This window comes from Paenibacillus ehimensis NBRC 15659 (genome assembly GCF_004000785.1).
Taxonomy (GTDB): Bacteria; Bacillota; Bacilli; order Paenibacillales; family NBRC-103111; genus Paenibacillus_G; species Paenibacillus_G ehimensis.
In genome coordinates this window covers 33,964-53,838 of record NZ_BILX01000006.1, presented here as the reverse complement: position 1 = coordinate 53,838, position 19,875 = coordinate 33,964, and the positions used below count along the sequence as shown (strand labels likewise).

The following is a 19,875-nucleotide window of genomic DNA, read 5'->3' as shown; positions in this document are numbered from 1 at the left end:
CTATTGACATTCCCGGGGTTCGGGGGTATGATTTCGATTAAAGCATAGTAATTTTATGGGAATAGTTAAAAAATCTACCGGACTACCGGAGACACGTACCGCCCGCTGGGTGGAAAGTGTCTTTTTTTATTTACGGACGTCCGGCGAAGGGGGCGCACCGGTTGGTTCAGAAGGACGAATGGCTGCAGGCGGAAGGAGACTGCTTTCCGGGCAAAACGTATGCCGAGGTCGTGCTTGAGCCCGCCTATGAGCAGGCCAAGGCGGAACTGCTGGAGCCGATGCTTGAGGTCAATAAGGCGCATCTGCTGATGCTTCGGGAGCAGGGGCTGATCCGCCAGGAGGAAGCGGAGCGCATCGCCGCCGCGCTCGAAGCCGTCGACCTGACGAAGCTTCGGGGAGGCGCATATACGGGGCAGTTCGAGGATTTGTTTTTTCAAGTGGAGCATGAGCTGCTGCAGCACGCAGGCGAGGCGGCGGGCAATCTGCATCTGGCCCGCAGCCGCAACGACATGGGCATCGCGATCTACCGGCTGACGCTGCGAAAGAAGCTGCTCGAAGCGATCGCGTCGGCGCTGCGGCTCCACGACCGGCTGCTGCGCTTCGCGGCCGAGCATACGGACACGGTGATGATCGGCTACACGCATACGCAGCAGGCGCAGCCGACGACCATGGCCCACTACGCGGCCGCCGTCTCGGATTCGCTCGGCCGGGATATCCGCCGCCTGCAAGCGGCTTACGCCAACTGCAACCGCAGCAGCATGGGCGCCGCAGCGCTGACGACGTCCGGCTTCCCGATCAGCCGGGAACGGATGGCCGAGCTGCTCGCCTTCGACGGCCTGATTGAGAATGCTTACGATGCGGTCAGCGGCGCCGATTATATCGGCGAAATCGCGACCGCCGTGCAGCTCGCCGCGCTCAATCTGGGGCGCTTCGTGCAGGAGCTGCTGCTCTGGAGCACGCAGGAATTCGCGGTGCTCCGCGTGGCCGCGCCTTACGTGCAGATCAGCTCGATCATGCCGCAGAAGCGCAACCCCGTCTCGATCGAGCATATACGCTCGCTCTTGTCCGGCTGCGCGGGCAGCGCGCAGACCGTGCTGACGATGATGCATAATACGCCGTTCGGCGATATCGTCGATACGGAGGACGACATGCAGCCGTATGCCTGGAAAAGCTTGCATACGCTGGAATCGGTGTACCGGCTGCTCGGCTGCGTGATCGCGACGCTCCGGATCAACAAGGAAGGGCTGCGCGCCCGGGCCGAGGGCAGCTTCGCGACCGTGACCGAGCTGGCCGATACGCTCGTGCGGACGGAGCGGCTTTCGTTCCGTACGGCGCACGACATCGTCAGCCGCGTGGTGAAGGAAGCGGTCCGCCTTGGCCGGTCCGCCGGCCAGCTCACGCTGGAGCTGCTGAACGATGCGGCCCGCGGGACGATCGGCCGCCCGCTTGCGCTCACGGAGGAAGAGCTGCGCCGCGCCCTTAGCCCGCAGCACTTCGTGAATATCCGCAAGCTGCCCGGAGGTCCGAGCCCGGACGAAGTGTGGCGGGCGCTGGCGGGGCAAAGGCAGCGTCAGGAGCGGGACGAAGCGTGGCTGCTGGAGAAGCGGGACGCGATCGAACGCGCGCGGCGTCAGGTAAATCATACGGTGGCCGAGTGGGCGGAGCGGCGCACCTCCCGCCCGAACCTGCCTATCCATTGACCGGACCGCCGGAGATGAAGCCTTTTTGCTTTCCGAAGCAGCAGGCGTTCATCTCCTTTTTTTTGTATCGCTTGCTAACCTAAAGACAGAAGGTGGAACCTCGATGTTATTCAAGGAAGGCTTTCAAGTATTCGACATTCATGCCCATTTGCCTTATCCGCTGCCGTTTATGTCCGGCAATCCGGCAATCCGAAGCCAGAATGCGCTGCGCTCCGAGCGGATGCGCCTGACGTGGGATTTCCCGGAGCCTCCGGCGGAAGAGGATCAGGATGCCGCCCGGCCGCTCATCGACCGTTGGGCGGCCGAATTGGACCGCTATGGCATCGGCGGAATCAATTTCCTGACCGCCTGGAGCAACGATGATCTGGCCGAGCAGATCGGCAAATACCCCGGCCGGTTTACCGGCTTCGCGCACCATTCCATCGAGGAGCCGAATGCGGCGGAAGAGCTGCAAAGAGCCGTGGACACGCTCGGCCTGAAAGGCTACAAGCTGTTCGGCCCGCTCGTGGAAATTCCGTTTCACGATCCGAAGCTGACGCCGGTGTGGCGGTTTCTCGCCGAGCGGAAGCTGCCGGTGCTCATTCATTTCGGGCTGCTTGGCCATACCGGCGGCATCGCCTCGCACCTCAACATCAATCCGCTGGCGATCTTTAACGTGGCCCGGGAATACCCGGATATTCCGTTCATCATCCCGCATTTCGGCGCGGGTTACTTTCAAGAGCTGCTGCACTTGTGCTGGAGCTGCCCGAATATATTCATCGATACGTCCGGGTCGAACCAATGGATGCGCTGGACGCCCTACGAGCTGAACCTCGATATGCTGTTCCGCAAATGCTACGAGCTGATCGGTCCCGAGCGGATTATTTTCGGCACGGATTCCAGCAGCTTCCCGCGTGGGTTCGTCTACCGCTACTTGCAGGACCAGGTGCGCTCCTGCCGCGAGCTGCGGATGAACGAGACGGAGCTCGAGAACATTTTCGGCAATAACGCAAGAAGACTGTTGAACTTAATATAGACCAAAGGGGACTGGAAAATCATGAAGAGCACTCATCGTCGGCGTTATCGTTATACGCCTTGGAGCGCTGCCGCGCTTGCGCTTGGCTTAACCGTGGGGCTGTCCGCCTGCGGCGGCTCCGGGGGAGCCAAGACGCCGGCAGAAGACGGGCAATCGGGGCAGGGCGCTCAGAAGACGGCGGAATCCGGCCAAGAGGAGAAAGTCACCATCGAGTACTGGCAGTACCAGTACCCGGCGAAGGTCGAGCTGATCGCCGCGCTCATCGACGAGTTCCAGAAGAAGCATCCGAACATTACCGTCAAGCAGACGAACTTCCCGTACGACCAGTACAACGAGAAAGTGGCGGCCCTCGTGCCCGCGGGGAAGGGGCCGGATATGATTAACCTGTACTACGGCTGGCTGCCGAAATACGTCTCGTCGGGCTATTTGCAGCCGCTGCCGGAGAGCGCCTTCTCCGAGGAGCAGATCAAGAAGGAGTTTTTCCCGTTCGTCGATACGGCCAAGCTGAACGGCAAATATTACGCGATTCCGACCGCCGTGCGCACGCTCGCCTTGTTTTACAACAAGGACTTGTTCACCAAAGCAGGGCTCGATCCGGGCAAGCCGCCGGCCACTTGGACCGAGCTGGTCGACACCGCGAGGAAGCTGACGCAGCAGGACAAGAACGGGCAGTACGTCGTCGAAGGGCTGGCCTGGCAGCCGAACGCGCAGCTTCATCATTGGTACCGCGACGCGCTCGTGTATCAGGCAGGGGGCAAAGATATCAGCGACGACCGGCGTAAAATTTTGTGGGCGGATTCTCCGGCCGGGCTGGAGGCGTTCAAGTATTTAATCGACCTGTCGCTGGTACATAAGGTCGGCACCAAGGATTTCTATAACGACGACATTACCGCCTTCAAGAAGGGCGTGGCCGCGATGAATATCGACGGATCGTTCCAGCTCGGCGGAATCAAGAAGGATGCGCCCGACCTCAAGTATGCGATTGCGCCGCTTCCTTCGTACAAGGACAAAGCGACGCAGGTATCCTTCTGGGCCAACTCCATTACGAAGGGCGTGAAAGGCAAAAAGCTGGAGGCGGCGACCGAGTTCCTGAAGTTTCTGACCAGTAAGGAAGTGCAGGAGCAGTGGGTGGAGAAGGTCGGGGAGCTTCCGGCGAAGAAGGAGGTCGCGTTGCAGGACAAATACGCGAAGGACGAGAAGCTCGGTCCGTTCATCCAGCAGCTGCCCTATGCGCATGCGCACTTCTTCGTGGACGAGAAGCTGGAGCGCGACTACTTCGTGGAGGCGGTCGATCAAGTGACGCTGAAGCAGGTGCCGGTCGAGAAGGCGTACGACGAGCTCGTGAAGAAGACGCAGAAGCTGTTCGACGATTATTGGGCGAAGCAGGATAAAAAATAAGGCGGCGTGCGCGCTGCGAGAAAGACGAGGAGGGAACAACCTATGGAGCGTGCCGAAGCGCTGCCGGCCGCCAGGAGCCGGGCTCCTCAGAAACGGGGGCTCGGCGTGAAAAAGCAGCGGTATGTGTTCGTGTACACCTGCCTGCTGCTGCCGCTGCTTTTTTTCGTCTGTATCCGCATTTTGCCGATCCTGTATTCGTTTAACGTCGGCTTCCGGGAATGGGATATGCTGTCCGAGGAGAAGCCGTTTGTCGGGCTCGGCAATTACGCCGCCTTGTTTCAGGATGATGTGTTCCTGCAGGCGCTGAAAAATACGCTGATCTACGTGCTGGCCGGCGTGCCGGGGCAGATCGCCGCCGGACTGGCTGTAGCGCTGCTGCTGCAGCGCATCGGCCGGCTGCGCGGCCTGTTCCGCACGATTTATTTTATCCCGTACGTCACCAGCGTGGTGGCAGTCAGCTGGGTGTTCCGCTGGATGCTGATGAAGAACGGCGTCGTCAACGGCATCCTGCTCTCGCTCGGGCTCGATCCGCAGCTGTTCCTGGGCTCGCCGTCCCAGGCGATCTATCTGGTCACCGCCGCCATGATCTGGCAGGGCGTCGGGTTTCAGATGCTGATCTTCCTGACGGGGCTGGAGGGCATCCCGCGGCTGTACTACGATGCGGCCGCCATCGACGGCGCGGGAGCGTGGCGGCGGTTCACGCATATCACGCTGCCGCTGCTCAACCCGGTGATCGTATTTTCCGTTGTCATCGGCAGCATCGATTATTTGCAATCGTTCACGCAGGTGCTCAATATGACGTCCGGCGGACCGCTCAACTCGACCGTTTCGCTCGTGCTGTACATTTACAATCTCGCGTTCAAGCACTTCAACATGGGGCAGGCGGCGGCCGCTACCGTCGTGCTCTTCGCGCTGATCCTGGTCCTGTCGCTGCTGCAGCTTAAGGTGCTGAGCAAGAAGATCGAATATTAAGGGGGAACGGCCGATGAGCCAAGCCAACCAAAGCCGGCCGCTGTCCGGACCGGCGTTCCGTCCTTCCCGGCTTCCGCAGCTTGGAAGCTATGCGCTGCTTACCGCGGGCACGCTCGCGATGGTATTTCCATTTTTATGGATGATTGCCACCTCCCTCAAGACGCCGCAGCACGTCTTCTCGCTCAGCCTTGTGCCGGATCGCGCGACGCTGGCCAATTATGCGGAATTGTTCGCCACGACGCCGTTTACGGACTGGGTGTACAACAGCTTCATGATCGCGGTGATTATGACGGCAAGCGTATGCTTGTTCGATACGGTCGCGGGGTACGTGCTGGCGAAATTTACGTTTGCCGGGAAACGGCTTATTTTTATTGCCATTCTCAGCACGCTGATGGTGCCTACGGAGATGCTGATCATTCCGTGGTATCTGCTGTCCGCCAAGCTCGGCTGGGTCGATACGTACGTCGGCGTCTTATTTCCGGGGCTCGTCAGCGCCTTCGGCATTTTCCTGATGAAGCAGTTCATGGAGTCGGTGCCCTCGGACCTGCTCGACGCGGCGCGGATTGACGGCATGAACGAATGGGGCATCATGCTGCGCATCGCTGTGCCTCTGGTGAGCCCCGCGCTTGCGACGCTGGCGATCTTGTCGTTTCTCGGCAGCTGGAACGCGTTCATCTGGCCGCTCATCGTGACGCAGACGGAGACGCATTTCACGATTCCGGTCGGCGTGGCGTTCTTCTCCAGCGAGCTGAAGGACACGAGCGGCTGGGTGCTGATCATGACGGGAGCGACCGTCTCCGTGCTGCCGCTGATTCTGCTGTTTATGATCTTTCAGAAGCAGATCGTCCGCGGCATCGCGCTTACCGGGCTCAAATAGGCGGCAGTTCACAGAAACTTCCGCATCGAAGCCGACAGCTCGCTGACGACTCGGCCGATCTCCTCGGGAGACAAATGAAATTCCTGCAGCGTCCACTCGATCAGCATCATGTGCAGGAGGGCCGAGAACGATTTTTGCCCGTACAGGCGGTAAATTTCGGACGGTGTATCGCCCCCGCGGCGGCTTCCGCCGATAAACAGGTCATCGTGGCAATCGCAGATGCTGCGGAAAATAAGCTGCCGGATTTTGCGGTCCCGGCCCTTGATGTTCAGGATCAGCGACGGGGGAATGCTGTCCCTCCAGGTGCGGAACAGCAGCACGAACATCGCTTCCGTGTACGGCTGCCCGCCGTCGGTATGTTTCCATACGCCGCTCATCAGCCGGGTCAAGTAATTCAATAAAATTTCGTCTTTGTCCTGAAAGTTCCGGTACACGGTTTGACGCGCAAGTCCTGCTTTATCTGCAATCTCCGTGATGGAGATGAGAGAGTAGGGCTTTTTTTCCATTAACTGAAACAGCGCGGTCTGAATCCATTCCTGCGACCGTAAGGAGAGCTTGCCTGCAGCCTCGCCCAAGTGTGACACTTCCTTTCATCTGTCCATTTTCGCCCCCAGGGAGCGTCAAGGTTATTGCATAACCGGACAATATCGTTTAATGTTACAAGTGTAACATAAGTGACAATTGTAACGCTTGTTGGTTTATCGGCTTGGTCCCGGCGAACGGGAGCTTTTTTAGAATCTTAATTGATAATAATAATCATTATCAAATTAACAGCTTGTTGATTGCGGAAAGGGGAAGTTATCGTTGTTGTTCAAGGGATTTGGGGGATTCAGGTTGAAAAAGATTTCCGTGCTAGCCATTGTCTTGGTTCTCTCTTTGGTCGCTGCGGCTTGCGGCGGCGGAGGGAGCGGAAAGCCGGAGGCGGGGCAGCAGCCTGCGCAGGAACCGGCGTCCCGGACGATTAAGCATGCCATGGGGGAGACGAAAATCACAGGCACCCCGCAGCGGGTCGTCGTTCTGACGAATCAGGGCACCGAATCGCTGCTGGCGCTCGGCATTAAGCCGGTAGCCGCTGTGAAATCCTGGATCGGCGACCCGTGGTTCGAGCATATTAAGGAGCAGATGGCCGACGTGAAGATGATCGGCGACGAGACGCAGCCGAATGTCGAGGTCATTGCGACGCTGAAGCCGGATTTGATTCTCGGGACGAAGGTGCGCCAGGAGAAAATTTACCAGCAGCTGTCCGCTATCGCCCCTACGGTTTTTACGGAAAATTTGGGCGACAGCATGATCGACAACTTCAAGCTGTATGCCGCGGCGCTGAATAAAGAAGCCGAAGGCAAGGCCGTGCTGGACGATTACAACAAAGCGGTCGAGCAGACCAAAGCGCACTTGGGCGACAAGACGAACATGCGCGTATCACTTGCCCGCTTCCAGCCCGGCAAGGTGCGCGTCTATTACAAGAATAACTTCGCCGGAATCATTTTGAGCCAGCTCGGCTTTGCCCGTCCAGACGCCCAGAACAAGGACGATTTCTCCGCGGACATTACGCAGGAGCAAATGACCGTGCTCGACGGAGACGTGATGTTCTATTTCGTCTCGGACCGTCAGGGGGACACCGGGGCCAAGAAAACGGCCGAGGAATGGCTGGGCAGCCCGCTCGCTCAAAACATGACCGTCGTCAAAACGAAGCGGGCCTTCGTCGTCAACGAGCCGATCTGGAACACGTCCGGCGGCATTATCGCGGCCAAGCTGCTGCTGGAAGACATTCGCCAAAGGTTCGACAGCCTGTAGAAGATTAAAAACTACATGCTTTATCGTACTAAAGCCAAACTTGCCAAAAATCAGGCATCCGTTATTTTCCTGTTCATTAGCTCGGCGTTCGTGCCGACCGAATTAATGCCGTCGGGAATTCGCGCCTTTGCCGAAAATCAGCCGGTGGGGAGAGGGAATCCATCCGCTGATAAGTTGCTTTTTTTGGTAGGGTTCGATCCCCCTCGGCTCCATAAATGCAAAAAGTCGACCTTTAGGTCGGCTTTTTTGTCTTATGTGGCAACTAATGAGTACTTAAGTTGGCAAAGAAGGGAATGATGGTTATCGGTTGTCGCAAAACTGTTGGCCATCGCCTCGTTGAACATTTGGCTGTACTGGACAGTACTGGCATTTTTTTTGGATCCCGATATTTTTTTGAGTTAATTTCTGTTAACATTGAAATCCAAGGATAAATAACTTCCTTCTGAAATTATACCAATCCGGGAGGTAATTATGGTATATACTGCTCTACTCCGCGGGATCAATGTCGGAGGAAACAACAAAGTGGATATGAAGATACTAAAAAAATCATTCGAGCAAGCCGGAATGAAAAACGTCGTAACTTATATCAATTCGGGCAATATCATTTTTACAACCGCCGGCCACTCCAAAGATGAGCTGGCGCATATTCTCGAAGAAGCTATTTTGGATACCTTCGGATTGCATATCAAGGTGCTGGTGCTTAGTTTAGAGGACATGAAAAAAGTAATGTCCTCGCTTCCCGAATCATGGACAAACGATGATAAAATGAGGAGCGACGTTCTTTTTTTATGGGAAGATATCAATGACGAGTCCGTTCTCGATAAGCTGACCTTCAAACCGGAGATCGAAACGGTGAAGTATGCTCCAGGTGCGATTCTATGGGCGATTGACAAAATAAACGTGACTAAAGGCAGCATGACAAAGTTGGTTGGTACCAAATTGTATCAACAGATGACGATAAGGAATGTAAATACGACACGTAAAATATATGAGCTTATGCTGGCAGCAGAAAAACAATGGATTGGATGAATGCGGACATTATCATATGAAAGAGAAATCCCTTTTTGGCAGCGATGAGATCAAGGGCGGCGCAGCGGCAATCCAGGACGTAATTTTCCAGTCCAAGGCTGCCGCTGCATGCCTGTAGTGCTGAGATTCCTGTTCCTTCATCACTTTTTCAACACGGTTCCTCGCTTCTTTTTCCTCCACCCCCAAGATGGTTAACCGAAATAATTGATTTATAAAATTGTATTGAAAGGCAATCTATTTTGCTTTTAAAAAAATATGATAACCGGTTGACATATAATATGACAACCGGTTATCATAAGGGTGAATAGGATTTGAATACGCATTCAAAAACGATAAGTAAGGGGGATAAGATTTTGAAAATGACGAAGAGCATCACATTGGGAATTTGTTCTGCTTTATTGCTTTCTTCATTGGCGGCCTGCTCCAAAAACGATGCTTCCAGCCCTTCGGCGGAAACGACCAAACAGACCAAAGACGTAAAGATCACTTTCTTTAACACTTCAGCCGAAGTAAACAATGTATTTGAGGACTTGTTTAAATCTTATCATGAGCTGAATCCCAATGTGACCATAGAATTGATTCCAACGCCAATCGGCGGAGGGCAGCTGGAAAAATTTCAATCCTTAATAGCTTCCGGCAAGCCGGCCACGATCGCAAATCTTGACCCGGCAACCGTTTTACAATTTAAAGACAATTTTCTGGACCTAGCGTCGGAGAAAGCGAAATACGAAAAGCTAACGAAGCAAGGGGCGGTTGATGGAGCTCTGTTGGACGGAAAATTCCTTGGCATTCCATGGACAGCTCAAGGATACGGCTTGCTATATAACAAAAGAGTTGTAGAGGAGGCGATCGGGGGAACCTTTGATCCGGCCTCTGTGAAAACCCGCAATGACTTGGAAGCGTTGTTTAAGAAAATTGAAGCCTCCGGCAAGGCTCCGGTGATGATTCACGGAGCGGATTGGTCTCTGGGCGCTCACTATCTGGGATTGGTCTATTCATTGCAATCGAAAAACGTGGATGAGAACCGCAAATTCGTAGAGAGTCTGAAAAAGGGCGATATTCAATTGGCGAATAATCCTCAATTTAGCGGTTTGATGGATACCTTCGACTTGTTGAAAAAATATAATGCGAGAAAAAATGACCCGCTTGTTGCAGACTATATGAAAGACAGCGGGGATTTCGCAAAAGGCAACACGGCGTTCTACTTTATGGGAGATTGGACCTGGGCTGTCATCGGAACGCTTGAAGGACGAGACAAAGAGTTTGGAATGATTCCGGTGCCGATTAGCAATAATCCGACTGACTACGGCAATACGCAAGTAGCTTACAGCGAACCGAAGTTATTGGCCATTGATAAATCAGGGTCCACTTCCGAGCAGCAAAATGCCGCCAAAGCGTTCATCGAATGGATGGTGACAAGCGAGCAGGGGCAATCGGCGATCGTTAATAAAATGGGTCTCTCCATGCCTTACAAGGAGGTAAAGGCAAAAGGCACGAATGTGATATCCGATGCCGTAACCAAATATGTAGATCAAGGACAAGTTATTAATATCGGAGTGATCAATTATCTTCCGACAGACTGGTGGTCCAAGACGGGGGCGTCTATGCAAAAATACTTGGTAGGAAAGGTCGATCGCAAGGGACTCTCGGATGAAGTTCAAATGTATTGGAAATCATATTCCGGTAAATAGGGACTTGACTCGCTGAGATGTAAAAGATGGGTGAATAGGCTCCGCCTTTACCCATCTTTTACTTAAAGGCAGTTAAAATACTGGTTGTAAAGGGTGCAGCATCATGAAGAAAAACATATTTATAAGGAATGCAGGAATGTTTTTGCTTTTCGGGGCTCCTTCAATTTTTGCGTTTGGTGCTGTTGTCTTGATCCCGTTTCTGGTTGGATTATATTTGACGTTTACGAATTGGGACGTACGAATGACCAGCAGTACATTCATTGGTCTGGCTAATTACTCAAAGGTGTTTCATGACAACGTATTTCTCACCCAATTGTGGTTTACCGTCAAATATGCATTATGTACCGTATTGATCTCCAACATCGCGGCTTTCTTCATCGCGCTGGCGCTAACTAGAGGAGTGAAAGGAGAGAAATGGCTTCGAACGGGATTTTTTACACCCAATTTAATTGGCGGAATCGTACTGGGTTATTTATGGCAGACTCTATTCTCACAAGTATTGCCGTATCTGGGCAATAAATACGGATGGGCCTTGTTTCAATCATCTTGGTTGACCGATACGGATACCGCCTTTTGGGCGCTTGTCATTGCAACGGCTTGGCAATTGGTTGGTTATCTGATGCTCATTTATATAGCCGGATTCTCGGGTGTTCCTAATGACGTATTGGAAGCCGCCAGTATGGATGGGGCGAACAACTCTACGATACTTCGGAGAATCATTTTGCCGCTTTCGATTCCGGCAATCGTCATAAGCGTATTCATTTCCATTTCGCGCTCATTTTTAGCTTATGATATAAATCTGGCTTTAACTAAAGGCGGACCGTTCCATTCGACCGAGATGGCCTCGTATCATATCGTTCAAAAGGCATTTCTATCTAATCAATTTGGAACGGGTCAGGCCGAAGCGGTTGTCTTATTTGCTGTGATAGCCTTGCTTGCGCTTACTCAATCTTACCTGCTGAAGAAACTGGAGGTCGAATCATGATCCATACTCGACAATCAACCTCACAAATCAAATCAGCGTTGCTGTATATCCTTTTATTTGTATTTTTAACTCCCTTTTTATTGGTCGTCATGAATTCTTTCAAAAAAACGCAGCAGTTTGTGGAAAATCCTTTGTCTCCCCCTAAAGCCCTGCTTTTCGGAAACTATATCAGCGCGTATAAAAACATGGACTTTATGCAAGGATTTTTGAATTCTTTCGTTATTACGGCGGTTGCCGTTTTCATCATTCTTATTTTCTCGTCGATGACAGGGTATTTGTTCGTTCGTTTCAAATGGAAGCTAAACGCAATACTATTCTTTATCATGCTGGCATCCATGGCGCTTCCGTTCCAGGTCATCATGATCCCGCTGGTCATGCTATACGGAAAGCTGGACCTGTTGAATATGAAAGCAACTTTGCTGTTTATGTATCTGGGGTTTGGCGTGCCGTTCGGCGTATTTACGTTCCATGGGTTCATCAAAGGGATTCCTTACGAATTGGAAGAGTCGGCTTTTATAGAGGGGAGCTCGAGGCTGCGAACGTTTTTCCAGATTATCTTGCCGCTGCTGAGACCGGTTTTCGTAACGCTTGTAGTTCTGGATGTGCTCTGGATCTGGAATGATTACTTGTTGCCCAGCTTGGTTTTGCTGTCGCCGGAACAGAGAACGCTGCCTCTCTCCACGTTTTCTTTTTTCTCGTCTTACTCTGTTGATTACGGTCCTTTGATGGCAGGATTGGTTATGACGATTATACCGGTGCTGATTTTATATCTTTTTCTTCAAAAACAGATCGTCAAAGGAATTACGGAAGGGGCCCTGAAATAAAAATCCCATACATCTTCGAGGCTGAAAATATGTTCAAAAAAGTGTATAATTTCCTTAAAAAAAAGTAAGGTGTGCATTTATGCCTAAAATCGAAGATGTAGCAGCAAAAGCAGGGGTTTCGGTAACCACGGTCTCCCGCGTGCTCAATAACCGGGGATATATCAGTCAAGCGACACGGGATAAGGTAAGTCAGGCAATGAAGGAGCTGAATTATCAACCAAATGAAATGGCTCGTTCCTTGTTTAGAAAAAAATCGAATATGATCGGTCTGATTATTCCTACAGTATCTCATCCTTTTTTTAGCGAGCTGGTTTATCATCTTGAGTATTATGCTGATCAAAACGGGTATAAGGTGCTGCTATGCAACTCCAATCGCGATATTTCGAAAGAACGGAAGTATATCGACATGTTGAAAAAGAATCAAGTGGACGCGATTGTTATGGGCAGCAATGTGCTGGATGTCAAACACTATCTTAATTTAAATTTGCCGATCATATCGTTTGATCGTACAGTCGCCAATAATATTCCGATTGTTACTTCGGATAATTATATGGGAGGCAAACTCGCATCTCGGTTGTTGATCGACAAAGGCTGTCGCAAGCTGGCGTATATTTATGGGGGAATAGGCGGGCCGCATCACGCCGCATTGCTGGCAAGCAAGAGATTTCAAGGCTTTATGGACGAACTTCAAGATACCGGGATCGAACAAGTTAGCTTGGAGCTGGAGTTAACCGATTTAGGCGATAAGCGGAATGTGGATGAGCTAGTACGATTTTTTCAAGAGCATCCGGATGCGGACGGAGTATTTGCCACCAGCGACGCCATAGCTGCCTTGGTCATTCAAGCTTGTCATCAATTAAAGAAAACGATCCCGCAAGCAATGAAAATTGTCGGATATGACGACGTGGGAATTGCAACCTTGGTATCGCCCCGCCTGACAACCATAAGGCAACCTATTCGGGAAATGAGCGAATGCGCCATCGAATTGATTGTAAAGCAGCTCGAAGGGGAAAAGGTTTCGATGATAAATTCGTTTCCAGTGACACTTATGCAGCGGGATACGACGTGAACTTTTGAATAGGGACTTAATGACGGATGAACAAAATAACGGGCGCATGGCTGCAGAACAAGAGCCGGCATCCGATTGCACTCTTGATGTCAACCGGTTGACACAAAATTTGGTGTCATGCTGTCCCAAAATTTTAACATCGAGGATCGAAATGGGGGAGTGAACCATGCTCCGGGAATCGATTGGAAATGAACCTACAATCCGGCTTATAACCAGGGCAGATGATTGCGGCAGCTCTCATTCGGCCAATGTAGGCATCGCAGAAGCTTTAAAAGCCGGATTTTTAAAAAATGTTTCTTTAATGGCTCCTTGCCGGTTTATAGAAGAAGCCGCAGAAATGCTGATCGGACATGAAGATGTTTGCTTTGGCTTACATGCGACTTTGAACGCGGAATGGGATCAAGTAAAGTGGGGACCTGTTCTGCCGACTTCCCAAGTCTCTACCTTAGTCGACGGGAACGGAATGTTTACGCCTTCTCCGCAAGTATTTGAGGTGCAAAAGCCTGATTTGGACGAGATCATGCTTGAGATTCAGGCGCAACTGGACAAGCTTAGACGGTTGGGGTTCCGAATCACTTATGTCGATACCCACATGTTTCCAGAGTACCATGTGCCCGGTATGGAGGAGCGGATGGCGGAATGGGCGGATAAAGAAGGATTGTTATACTGGAGTCGTTTTTGCTCTTCTTTACGGAGGGCAGAAGAAACGGATCATCTAATTGATGATATCGTTTCGCGCCTTAGAGCCGCTGATAAGGGACAATATTTATATGTTGGTCATCCGGCGATCGATACCTGTGAAATGAGAATGCTGGGAAACAAACATATTTCCGGAGGGGAGCTTGCCGCCAGCAGGGTGTTGGAGGCGAGGCTTTTCACCGATCCGCAAATCCTGCAGCTATGCAAGGAGAAAGGAATCGTGCCCATTCGATACGATGAAGCATCCGTAGTAACGGAGAAGCTGCCCCCGCTTGATGAATGGTTTTTCTAGTGGGCTAGCACAGAACCAAAACAGCGACTGTCGGATACAAGGAGGAACTTTGATGGTCGTAACGATAAAAGATATCGCGGAAAAAGTAGGGGTTTCGGTTACGACAATTTCCCGGGTGTTAAACAACCGGGGATATTTAAGCGACGACCTGAAGAAAAAAGTATACGAAGCCATGGAAGAGATGAACTACCAGCCTAACGAGTTGGCACGTTCATTGTCGCGCAAGAAATCGAATGTGATAGGTCTCATAATTCCAGACATCTCCCATCCATTTTTTGGTCAAATGACAAAGCATATCGAATTTTACGCTTACAAGCACGGCTATAAGCTGATGCTCTGCAACTCTTTGCTTAATAAAAAAAAGGAGAAAGAGTATATCGACTTACTAAGAGCCAGCCAAGTGGATGGAATCATTATGGGCAGCCATACGATGAGTGTGAAAGAATATATGTCGATCAAGCTTCCTTTAGTGACCCTGGATCGTCAAATATCCAAATCCATTCCATGTATTTCGTCAGACAATTATAGCGGAGGAATACTGGCCACCAAACTCCTTCTTCGCAAAAAATGCAGAAAAATCGCTTATCTAAGCGGAAACTTGCGGCTAAACCTCTTGGCCAAACAGCGGCATGACGCATTCATTGAACAAGTGAGCGGCGAAGACATCGGGTTTGTGGTCAAGCAAACGGATTTGAACGGTTTTAAGTATAAGGAATACGAAAATTTGGTTCGGCAATTATTTGAAGAACATCCCGATATTGACGGCGTATTTGCGAGCAGCGATATTCTGGCGTTGCAGGTCATCAAGGAATGTCGGAGACTCGGCAAGGCGGTACCCGATCAAGTTAAAGTCGTAGGCTATGACGGGATTCAAATTGGCGGTACGGATGATTTGTCGACAGTAGAGCAGCCGATCAAGAAGATGGGGGAATTGGCGGTCAAATACCTGCTTCGGCAAATTGCGGGCGAAGAGATACCTCTTGAAACGATTCTTCCGGTTAAATTGTTGGAAAAGGGAACAACATGAGTTCTTTTCTAAAGAAGTCGACGGTGTTGCCCGCAATTAAATTAACGTAGCCGCAGGAGGAAGTTATCGTGTTTGAATTTAAGCAGGTCTTGGATTTTGAAGATAGACAGAATGATGTATTGATGGTTGGGGAACTTCTAATCGATCTGATTTCCGCAGATTACGAAGATGCTTTTGAAGGGGCTGCGTACCATAAGTTTTTTGGCGGATCGCCCGCGAACATCGCGATGAACGTCAAAAAATTAGGGGGCCGTTCGCAGGTCGCAGCAGCCGTAGGAGAAGATAGATTAGGCAGGTTTCTGATCAATCAATTACGCATAGCGGGGATTGAGCCGGAATTCGTTGAAACCGTTGAAAATTCAACTAGTCTGGTCCTTCTTAATCAGAGCAGGTCAACTCCGGATCCGGTCTTTTATCGAAGTGCGGACTATCAAATTTCTTATACTTCAAAGCTTGAAGAAGCTTTGCTCCGGTCAAAGATCTTGCATTTTTCTTGCTGGCCTATTTCCATGCTTCCGGCGCGCGATACGATCGAAAAAATGCTTGACCTTGCCGCGAAGCAAAAAGTACTCATCGGTTTTGACCCTAACTATCATCCGGTATTATGGCAAAAGGGCGAAGATGGCGCAGCCTATGTAAAATCCGTCATCGGTAAGGTCGACATCATTAAGCCGTCAGGCGACGATGCGGAAAGATTATTCGGCAAGGATACGCCCTATAATCACATTAAGAAGTTTTTGAGTCTTGGCGCCAAGCTGGTGATCCTGACCTTGGGAAAGTACGGCGCTATGGTATCTAACGGAAGAGAGACCGTTACCTTCAAGACCTTGGCCACGGAGGTAGCGGATACGACAGGAGCGGGAGATGCGTTCTGGTCCGGATTTTATGCGGCGCTGGTGAAAGGATATCCCATTCATGAAGCCCTCTCTCTCGGGTTTGCCGTTAGCGCTTATAAATTGAAATATACCGGCGCGGTGGTGGAGTTGCCTGAACTCGAGATGATAAAAGACTTATACGGACTGTAGGAGGTTCCATATGAGCGTCAAAAATTAAGTGCAGCCGATTGCGTATGAGAAAAAGGATGAACCGATCATTTTGCAGTGTGATTACGCTTGGGGAAATTTCATCATAATGGAGGTATAAACATTGGACTTCATAAGCAGAGTGGCTCCGGAATTAAAGCATGGGGTAGAGCTTTTACCGCCTCTTCATTTGCCCGATGATCTGGCTATGGAGCGGCAGCGCCCTTTGCCTTCTACAAAAAGCTCGAAATCCGTTCAAATAACAGAACGTTATATATCCGGCGGAGATTCAAAGGAAATGCTGGTTAAGATTTACGAACCGATCCGGAGAGAGGATCAAAAGCTGCCTGCTTTTCTTTGGATCCATGGCGGGGGATATGTGTTGGGTCACCCAAGTTCCGATGACGTTCTCTGCGAATGTTTTGTAAAAGCGGCTAACTGCGTCGTTATTTCGCCCGATTATCGCCTTGCCCCCGAGCATCCGTTTCCGGCGGCAATTGAAGACTGCTACGCCGCATTGGTATGGATAACAAGCAGCGCGGAGGAAATGAATATCGATTTGTCGCGCATTGCGATTGGCGGGGCAAGTGCGGGAGGGGGATTGACGGCGGCATTGGCACTAATGGCTCGTGATAAAGGCGGACCGGCCATTTGTTTTCAAATGCCGTTATACCCGATGATTGACGATCGTAACGTTACGCCCTCAAGCCACGAAATTACGCATCAGACGGTTTGGAACAGGGCCAATAACCTGGCGGCCTGGAAGATGTATCTTGGCGAGCATGCCCATGAAGATATTTCTCCGTATGCGGCGCCAAGCCGTGCGAAGAGTCTGGCTAGCCTGCCTCCGGTCTATACTTGTGTAGGGCAGCTTGATCCGTTCCGCGATGAGACGATCGACTATGTTGCGCGTCTTGCACAGGCTGGCATTGATGTCGAATTTCAGCTTTATCCCGGATGCTATCACGGCTTCGAACACGTTGTTCCGGATGCGGAGATCAGTCAACGCGCCAGAAACGGATATTTGGATGCTCTGGCAAGGGCTTTTAAGCGTTGATTCTTAGGGAGAGCGGCAGCGCTATTTTGGGCTTATTTTAACGAGAGAAGGGATTAGAAATGAAGGTTCAACAAGTGATTGATGCCATTTTGACGGATTCTTGCGGTGATTTTCGATTGTCCAAAACCGGGGACAGGATTATGAGCGGCAGTCCTGACATGGAGGTCACCGGAATTGTAACGACGTTTATGGCAACGGCTGATGTCATTAAACAGGCTATTTCTTGCGGGGCCAATATGATTATTACCCATGAGCCTACCTACTATACGGGAGAGGATGAAACGGACTGGCTTCAGGACGACCCTGTATATGCAGCTAAGAAAAAATTAATAGATGAGCATCAGATCGTGATCTGGCGGTTTCATGATTATATGCATATGGGGAAAACAGACAGAATCTATGACGGCCTTTTAAAAGAAATTGGCTGGGAAAACAATATGCTTGACGGAAATCCTCACACCTACCAAATTGAGGAGGTCAGTTTGGCGGAACTGGCGGGCTTTTTTAAGCGCAAGCTGTCTATGGATGTGATCCAAATCATCGGCAAACCCGAAATGAAATGTTCAAGAGTCGGCATTTTAGTGGGCGGGGGCAGCTTGGGCCTGGGAAGGGAACAAATGCCGATGGAATTGATGCGAAATATGAATTTGGATGTTATGGTTTGCGGCGAAATTATGGAATGGACGCTCTGCGCCTACATTAACGACGCCCAGATGCTTGGACTCAACAAAGCCATGATCGTTGTAGGCCATGAGCGAAGCGAAGAATGGGGCATGAAATTTATGGCGGAATGGCTGCAGCCTCTGGTCGACGGGATTCCGGTCACCTTTATTGATGCAAGAGAGCCGTTTACTTATTTATAAGGGGGAAAAGACTTTGAAAATCAAAGAGCAAATCAAGCTGGGAGTTTGTACGGCTTTGCTGCTTTCCACGCTGGCTGCCTGTTCCAATGAGGATGCATCGTCGGGAGGGGCCCAATCGGAGAAGGGTGTCAAGATTACTTTTTACACGGTTGATCAAAATAACGCTTTTACCGAAATGGTGAAGGCGTACCAGCAAGTACGCCCGGAAGTAAAAATTGAATTATTGAATGCACAGGCAGGAACCGATTATATACAAAAGTATGAAGCGCTTCAGGCTTCAAGCAATCCGCCTACGGCGGCCATGCTGGAACAGCAAACGGTATTAAAGTTCAAAGACGCATTACTGGATTTAGAGCCGGAGAAAGCAAAATACGAAGCGTTGACGCTGCCGGGCACGATTGAGCGAAATTTATTTGAAGGTAAATTTTTGGGCGTGCCGTGGACTACGCAGGGTTACGGCTTATTGTACAACAAACGGGTAGTGGAGGAAGCGATCGGAGGGACTTTTGATCCGGCTTCGGTGAAAACCCGCAATGATTTGGAAGCTCTGTTCAAGAAAGTGGAAGCTGCCGGCAAGGCGCCGGTGATGATTCATGGATCGGACTGGTCTTTAGGCTCCCATTACTTGTCGTTAGCCTACGGCCTGCAATCCAAAAAAGTTGAAGACAATCGTATTTTTTTAGAGGGCTTGAAAAAAGGAAGTGCGGATTTATCCGGCAACCCCCAAATCAATGGCTTGTTGGATACCTTCGACTTGCTTAAAAAGTATAATCTTCGAAAGAATGATCCGATTGTTGCCGATTTTAATAAAGATACGATAGATTTTGCCAAAGGAAACGCGGCATTCTACTTTATGGGAGATTGGGCTTGGTCTGTAATGGATCCTGTCGAAGGCCGGGACAAAGAATTTGGAATCATGCCGGTTCCAATCGACAACAACCCGGATGACTATGGGAACCAAGAGATCCCGGTATTAGAACCGTTTCTGTACACCATCGATAAAACAAGATCAACTCCGGAGCAGCAGCAAGCGGCTAAACAATTTTTCGAGTGGATGGTCACAAGCGAGCAGGGACAAAGCGCCATTATTTCTAAAATGGGATTAATCATGCCTTATAAAGATTTAAAGGTAAAGGGGGCCAATGCAATTTCTCCTTCAATAAGTAATTATGTTAAAGAAGGCAAGGTTATTAATCTCGGAATGTTCAAATTCCTTCCCGGGGATCATTACGCTAAGCTGGGCGCCTCCATGCAGAAATATTTAATTAACAAAATTGATCGTAAAGGCTTCATTAAAGAGATGGAGAGCTATTGGAAGTCGCAGGCCAGTAATTAAAGTTGCGGGCTGAAAAATAGAATCATGGGCGGCCGAGATTGTATCCATGATCGTGAGTATGCTGCTGTATCCAAGGATGTAGAAATTACTGGCCGGCATGCATCAGAGCGATCGTTATATTATTCCATTTGTCTGTTCGGTCGAATCGCGGCGAAATTGCAGACGCGCCAGATTCAGGTTCTGGTAGTGTAACAGCCATGGAAGTTCGAGTCCTTCTCAACCGCA

Annotated in this window: 18 protein-coding genes and 1 pseudogene; 18 read left to right on the top strand and 1 reads right to left on the bottom strand. The window is 50.6% G+C overall.

All coding sequences use genetic code 11. The features are described from left to right. Positions 1-161 precede the first annotated feature (161 nt). The 5 genes from argH (at position 162) to PEH01S_RS05385 (ending at position 5,962) form a co-directional block, all read left to right on the top strand. Positions 162-1,700, top strand: coding sequence for an argininosuccinate lyase (argH, locus tag PEH01S_RS05405; RefSeq protein ID WP_127484207.1), 1,539 nt, complete (start codon positions 162-164; stop codon positions 1,698-1,700). 103 nt (positions 1,701-1,803) lie between these two features. Then, a complete protein-coding gene (locus tag PEH01S_RS05400) occupies positions 1,804-2,715 on the top strand; it encodes an amidohydrolase family protein (RefSeq protein WP_025850167.1) in 912 nt (303 codons plus the stop codon). A gap of 21 nt (positions 2,716-2,736) precedes the next feature. Further along, positions 2,737-4,113: an extracellular solute-binding protein gene (locus PEH01S_RS05395; protein ID WP_025850168.1), complete on the top strand. Its 1,377-nt coding sequence runs from the start codon at positions 2,737-2,739 to the stop codon at positions 4,111-4,113. A 42-nt stretch (positions 4,114-4,155) separates the two neighbouring features. Next, positions 4,156-5,085, top strand: a complete 930-nt coding sequence (locus PEH01S_RS05390; protein WP_025850169.1) for a carbohydrate ABC transporter permease — start codon at positions 4,156-4,158, stop codon at positions 5,083-5,085. Positions 5,086-5,098: 13 nt separating this feature from the next. Beyond that, positions 5,099-5,962, top strand: a complete 864-nt coding sequence (locus PEH01S_RS05385) for a carbohydrate ABC transporter permease (protein ID WP_025850170.1) — start codon at positions 5,099-5,101, stop codon at positions 5,960-5,962. A gap of 8 nt (positions 5,963-5,970) precedes the next feature. On the opposite strand, the gene PEH01S_RS05380 is transcribed toward PEH01S_RS05385, so the two are convergent. Beyond that, positions 5,971-6,546, bottom strand: a complete 576-nt coding sequence (locus PEH01S_RS05380) for a TetR/AcrR family transcriptional regulator (protein WP_246062799.1) — start codon at positions 6,544-6,546, stop codon at positions 5,971-5,973. A gap of 250 nt (positions 6,547-6,796) precedes the next feature. On the opposite strand from PEH01S_RS05380, the gene PEH01S_RS05375 reads away from it, so the two are divergent. From PEH01S_RS05375 to PEH01S_RS05315, 13 genes and pseudogenes are all read left to right on the top strand, one after another. Continuing rightward, positions 6,797-7,756: an ABC transporter substrate-binding protein gene (locus PEH01S_RS05375; RefSeq protein WP_164827684.1), complete on the top strand. Its 960-nt coding sequence runs from the start codon at positions 6,797-6,799 to the stop codon at positions 7,754-7,756. 60 nt (positions 7,757-7,816) lie between these two features. Then, positions 7,817-7,903, top strand: a pseudogene (locus tag PEH01S_RS35340) (ABC transporter permease); the annotation flags it as partial. 324 nt (positions 7,904-8,227) lie between these two features. Continuing rightward, a complete protein-coding gene (locus PEH01S_RS05365) occupies positions 8,228-8,785 on the top strand; it encodes a DUF1697 domain-containing protein (RefSeq protein ID WP_127484203.1) in 558 nt (185 codons plus the stop codon). A 359-nt stretch (positions 8,786-9,144) separates the two neighbouring features. Then, positions 9,145-10,476, top strand: a complete 1,332-nt coding sequence (locus tag PEH01S_RS05360; protein ID WP_246062804.1) for an ABC transporter substrate-binding protein — start codon at positions 9,145-9,147, stop codon at positions 10,474-10,476. Positions 10,477-10,579: 103 nt separating this feature from the next. Further along, positions 10,580-11,461: a carbohydrate ABC transporter permease gene (locus tag PEH01S_RS05355; RefSeq protein ID WP_051570425.1), complete on the top strand. Its 882-nt coding sequence runs from the start codon at positions 10,580-10,582 to the stop codon at positions 11,459-11,461. Continuing rightward, positions 11,458-12,285: a carbohydrate ABC transporter permease gene (locus tag PEH01S_RS05350; RefSeq protein WP_127484201.1), complete on the top strand. Its 828-nt coding sequence runs from the start codon at positions 11,458-11,460 to the stop codon at positions 12,283-12,285. Before PEH01S_RS05355 ends, PEH01S_RS05350 begins: the two co-directional genes overlap by 4 nt. Before the next feature lie 79 nt (positions 12,286-12,364). Continuing rightward, entirely contained in the window at positions 12,365-13,354 is a 990-nt protein-coding gene (locus PEH01S_RS05345; protein WP_025849793.1) for a LacI family DNA-binding transcriptional regulator, read from the top strand. Positions 13,355-13,520: 166 nt separating this feature from the next. Next, positions 13,521-14,345 (top strand): ChbG/HpnK family deacetylase, encoded by an 825-nt coding sequence (locus PEH01S_RS05340; protein ID WP_127484200.1) that lies wholly within the window; start codon positions 13,521-13,523, stop codon positions 14,343-14,345. Between the two features lie 52 nt (positions 14,346-14,397). Beyond that, a complete protein-coding gene (locus tag PEH01S_RS05335; protein ID WP_025849795.1) occupies positions 14,398-15,372 on the top strand; it encodes a LacI family DNA-binding transcriptional regulator in 975 nt (324 codons plus the stop codon). A gap of 68 nt (positions 15,373-15,440) precedes the next feature. Beyond that, positions 15,441-16,397: a carbohydrate kinase family protein gene (locus PEH01S_RS05330; protein ID WP_174807100.1), complete on the top strand. Its 957-nt coding sequence runs from the start codon at positions 15,441-15,443 to the stop codon at positions 16,395-16,397. A gap of 121 nt (positions 16,398-16,518) precedes the next feature. After that, entirely contained in the window at positions 16,519-17,451 is a 933-nt protein-coding gene (locus PEH01S_RS05325; protein WP_025849797.1) for an alpha/beta hydrolase, read from the top strand. Positions 17,452-17,510: 59 nt separating this feature from the next. Then, complete coding sequence (locus tag PEH01S_RS05320) at positions 17,511-18,314, top strand: Nif3-like dinuclear metal center hexameric protein (protein ID WP_025849798.1); 804 nt, start codon at positions 17,511-17,513, stop codon at positions 18,312-18,314. 13 nt (positions 18,315-18,327) lie between these two features. After that, positions 18,328-19,650, top strand: coding sequence for an ABC transporter substrate-binding protein (locus PEH01S_RS05315; RefSeq protein WP_127484199.1), 1,323 nt, complete (start codon positions 18,328-18,330; stop codon positions 19,648-19,650). Positions 19,651-19,875: the final 225 nt, after the last annotated feature.

What these genes read in the sequence shown, in the direction of transcription:
- PEH01S_RS05345 (WP_025849793.1), top strand. Translation starts at nt 12,365, where the DNA reads ATGCCTAAAATCGAAGATGTAGCAGCAAAAGCAGGGGTTTCGGTAACC.
- PEH01S_RS05365 (WP_127484203.1), top strand. Translation starts at nt 8,228, where the DNA reads ATGGTATATACTGCTCTACTCCGCGGGATCAATGTCGGAGGAAACAAC.
- PEH01S_RS05360 (WP_246062804.1), top strand. Translation starts at nt 9,145, where the DNA reads ATGACGAAGAGCATCACATTGGGAATTTGTTCTGCTTTATTGCTTTCT.
- PEH01S_RS05385 (WP_025850170.1), top strand. Translation starts at nt 5,099, where the DNA reads ATGAGCCAAGCCAACCAAAGCCGGCCGCTGTCCGGACCGGCGTTCCGT.
- PEH01S_RS05350 (WP_127484201.1), top strand. Translation starts at nt 11,458, where the DNA reads ATGATCCATACTCGACAATCAACCTCACAAATCAAATCAGCGTTGCTG.
- PEH01S_RS05400 (WP_025850167.1), top strand. Translation starts at nt 1,804, where the DNA reads ATGTTATTCAAGGAAGGCTTTCAAGTATTCGACATTCATGCCCATTTG.
- PEH01S_RS05340 (WP_127484200.1), top strand. Translation starts at nt 13,521, where the DNA reads ATGCTCCGGGAATCGATTGGAAATGAACCTACAATCCGGCTTATAACC.
- PEH01S_RS05395 (WP_025850168.1), top strand. Translation starts at nt 2,737, where the DNA reads ATGAAGAGCACTCATCGTCGGCGTTATCGTTATACGCCTTGGAGCGCT.
- PEH01S_RS05335 (WP_025849795.1), top strand. Translation starts at nt 14,398, where the DNA reads ATGGTCGTAACGATAAAAGATATCGCGGAAAAAGTAGGGGTTTCGGTT.
- PEH01S_RS05390 (WP_025850169.1), top strand. Translation starts at nt 4,156, where the DNA reads ATGGAGCGTGCCGAAGCGCTGCCGGCCGCCAGGAGCCGGGCTCCTCAG.
- PEH01S_RS05355 (WP_051570425.1), top strand. Translation starts at nt 10,580, where the DNA reads ATGAAGAAAAACATATTTATAAGGAATGCAGGAATGTTTTTGCTTTTC.
- PEH01S_RS05320 (WP_025849798.1), top strand. Translation starts at nt 17,511, where the DNA reads ATGAAGGTTCAACAAGTGATTGATGCCATTTTGACGGATTCTTGCGGT.